Origin of the sequence: Clostridium sp. CAG:43, assembly GCF_000434655.1 — a bacterium.
GTDB classification, from domain to species: Bacteria; Bacillota; Clostridia; order Lachnospirales; family Lachnospiraceae; genus Otoolea; species Otoolea fessa.
Genome location: NZ_FR894979.1, coordinates 1 through 2918 on the forward strand (window position 1 = coordinate 1; position 2918 = coordinate 2918).

Here is a 2918-nt window from a genome sequence, read left to right on the forward strand (position 1 = left end):
GGTACTATGCCAAATATCCAATTCAGAAAATACAGTCTGCAAATCAGAACTATTTGTCATATATTTCCCGATTTTTTTCTCTGTCGCCTACTTTCTAATTCCCTGATTCTATTGTATAATAATTTTAATAGGGTGCCAGATCGCGAGCGGGCACGGTTGGGAGGTAGTATCTATGAAGAATATTCTGTTTATTGCATCGGAGGCGGTTCCATTTATCAAAACAGGAGGTTTGGCAGACGTTGTCGGATCCCTTCCAAAATGTTTTGATAAGCAGTATTTTGATGTGCGTGTCATGATCCCGAAGTATCTGTGCATCAAAGAGTCATTCCGCAATGAAATGAAGTATGTGAACCATTTTTATATGGATTATCTGGGACAGAACCGGTATGTGGGCATCCTGGAATATGAATATGAGGGCGTGACCTTCTATTTTATTGATAATGAGAGTTATTTCTGGGGTGACCGCCCGTATGGGGACTGGTATTACGATCTGGAGAAGTTTTCCTTCTTCTGCAAGGCGGCTCTCTCATCCCTGCCGGTGATCGGCTTCAAGCCGGATGTCATCCACTGCCACGACTGGCAGACGGGACTTATCCCGGTGCATCTCAAGGACAAATTCCACGGCGGCGAGTTTTTCCGGGATATCAAGTCCGTCATGACGATCCACAACCTGAAATTCCAGGGTGTGTGGGATGTGAAGACAATCCAGCATTTCTCTGAGCTGCCGGACTACTATTTTACACCGGATAAGCTGGAAGCTTACAAAGACGGCAATATGTTAAAAGGCGGCATCGTATACGCGGATGCGATCACGACGGTCAGCAACACCTACGCGGAGGAGATCAAGACTCCGTTCTACGGCGAGGGACTGGACGGTCTGATGCGTGCGAGAAGCAACAGTCTGCGCGGTATCTTAAATGGTATCGATTACGATGAATTTAATCCGGAGACAGATAAACGGATCGTACAAAATTATAACGCAAAGACATTCCGCAAGGAGAAATCCAAGAATAAAAAGGCGCTGCAGGCGGAGCTGGGACTGGCGCAGGACGAGAAAAAGTTCATGATCGGTATCGTCTCCCGTCTGACCGACCAGAAGGGACTAGACCTGGTACAGTGTGTGATGGATGAGATCTGTACGGAAGATGTACAGCTGGTTGTGCTGGGAACCGGAGATGAACGGTATGAAAATATGTTCCGCCACTATGACTGGAAGTACAATGATCGTGTTTCCGCTAATATTTATTATTCGGAAGATATGTCGCATAAGGTATATGCAGCCTGTGATGCATTCCTGATGCCGTCGCTGTTTGAACCATGTGGGCTGAGCCAGCTCATGGCGCTTCGCTACGGAACCGTGCCGATCGTGCGTGAGACGGGTGGTCTCAAGGATACTGTATGGCCATACAATGAATACGATGGAACCGGAACAGGATTTTCATTTGCTAATTACAATGCACATGAGATGCTCGACTGCATCCGCTATGCAAAATACATCTATTATAATAAGAAGCGCGAGTGGAACAAGATCGTAGACCGCGGCATGGCGGCTGATTTTTCCTGGCAGACATCGGCTGGAAAATATCAGGAATTGTATGACTGGCTGATAGGATATTAATGACGGACCGAATGATTTAGAGACAGTGGCATATGTGTGGAAGAAAACAGAGGAATTAAGATAGTACAGGAGAGAAACATGACTTTTTTTCAGGAATTGACATCAAACCAGACGCTGATGACCGGCGTGACCGGGTGGGTGGTCGCCCAGGTGCTCAAGACGATTCTGGACATCGGGCTGAACCATTCGTTCAACCCGGAGCGTCTGGTTGGCTCCGGCGGTATGCCGAGTTCCCACTCATCCACTGTATGTTCGCTGGCAACGGCGGCGGCGCTGCGGTACGGAGTGGGGAGCTTTGAATTTTCCATCAGCTTTATTCTGGCGATGGTTGTTATGTATGACGCGATCGGTGTCCGGCAGGAGACAGGAAAGCAGGCAAGAGTTCTGAACCGCCTGCTTTTCGATGATTTCCTCAAGCTGGACGGCGTGGTGTTACAGGAAAAATTGAAGGAATACGTGGGGCATACGCCGATACAGGTAGCAGCAGGCGCGATTTTAGGCATTTTGATTGCATTTATTCTCGATCCGATGTTCATATAACGAACATCGGATCTTTTCATTTTGGCTGATAGATGGTATAAATATAGGGATAACGTGTATCTAAGCGTTAAATGAAACTGAGGAAATGAGAACAGAACAATGGAACAGAGAAGAGACATAGAAAATACCAAACCTGCCTGCCGGTTAATTCTGGCGAGTGCGTCTCCGCGCCGCAGGGAGCTTTTGGAGCGGATTGGGCTGAAACCGGAGATTCATCCGAGCACCTTGGAGGAAAATCCGCTCTGTACGGAACCGGCGCAGGTTGTGATGGAACTGGCGGAACAGAAGGCGCGCGATGTGATGGCGCAGGTGCGTGAGGAGGCACGGACGACGGGAATCCCATTTTCCGGGATTATCATTGGTTCTGATACCGTTGTCAGTGTGGATGACGAGATTTTAGGAAAACCGGCGGATCGGGATGAGGCGCTTGAGATGATCGGACGGATCCAGGGGCGCAGCCACCGTGTATACACGGGCGTGGCGATCCTGACTGAGGATCGGGAAAGCTGCTTTGCGGTTGAGACGCGGGTGGATGTATATCCGATGAGCGATGCGGAGATCGAGGCGTATGTAGACTGCGGCGAGTCGATGGACAAGGCGGGCGCATACGGCATTCAGGGAAGCTTTGCCGCGCATATCCGCGGAATCGACGGTTCTTACACGAATGTGATGGGACTGCCGGTCGGAAGACTCTATCAGGAATTGAAGCGGATCTGCCCGGAGAAGATAGAAGATCTGCTCAAGCATACGGTCTGAGGTG

General features: G+C 49.2%; 3 protein-coding genes. All 3 read left to right on the forward strand.

Annotated elements, in window-relative coordinates; all coding sequences use genetic code 11:
* Positions 1-172 precede the first annotated feature (172 nt).
* The 3 genes from glgA to QVO97_RS00305 all read left to right on the forward strand — a co-directional run bounded on the left by glgA (position 173) and on the right by QVO97_RS00305 (position 2914).
* Positions 173-1618, forward strand: coding sequence for a glycogen synthase GlgA (glgA, locus tag QVO97_RS00295; protein WP_022358456.1), 1446 nt, complete (start codon positions 173-175; stop codon positions 1616-1618).
* Between the two features lie 78 nt (positions 1619-1696).
* The gene (locus QVO97_RS00300; RefSeq protein WP_022358457.1) at positions 1697-2158 is read left to right on the forward strand and encodes a divergent PAP2 family protein; all 462 of its coding nucleotides are present in this window, start codon (positions 1697-1699) and stop codon (positions 2156-2158) included.
* Positions 2159-2257: 99 nt separating this feature from the next.
* Complete coding sequence (locus QVO97_RS00305; protein WP_022358458.1) at positions 2258-2914, forward strand: Maf family protein; 657 nt, start codon at positions 2258-2260, stop codon at positions 2912-2914.
* Positions 2915-2918 lie beyond the last annotated feature (4 nt).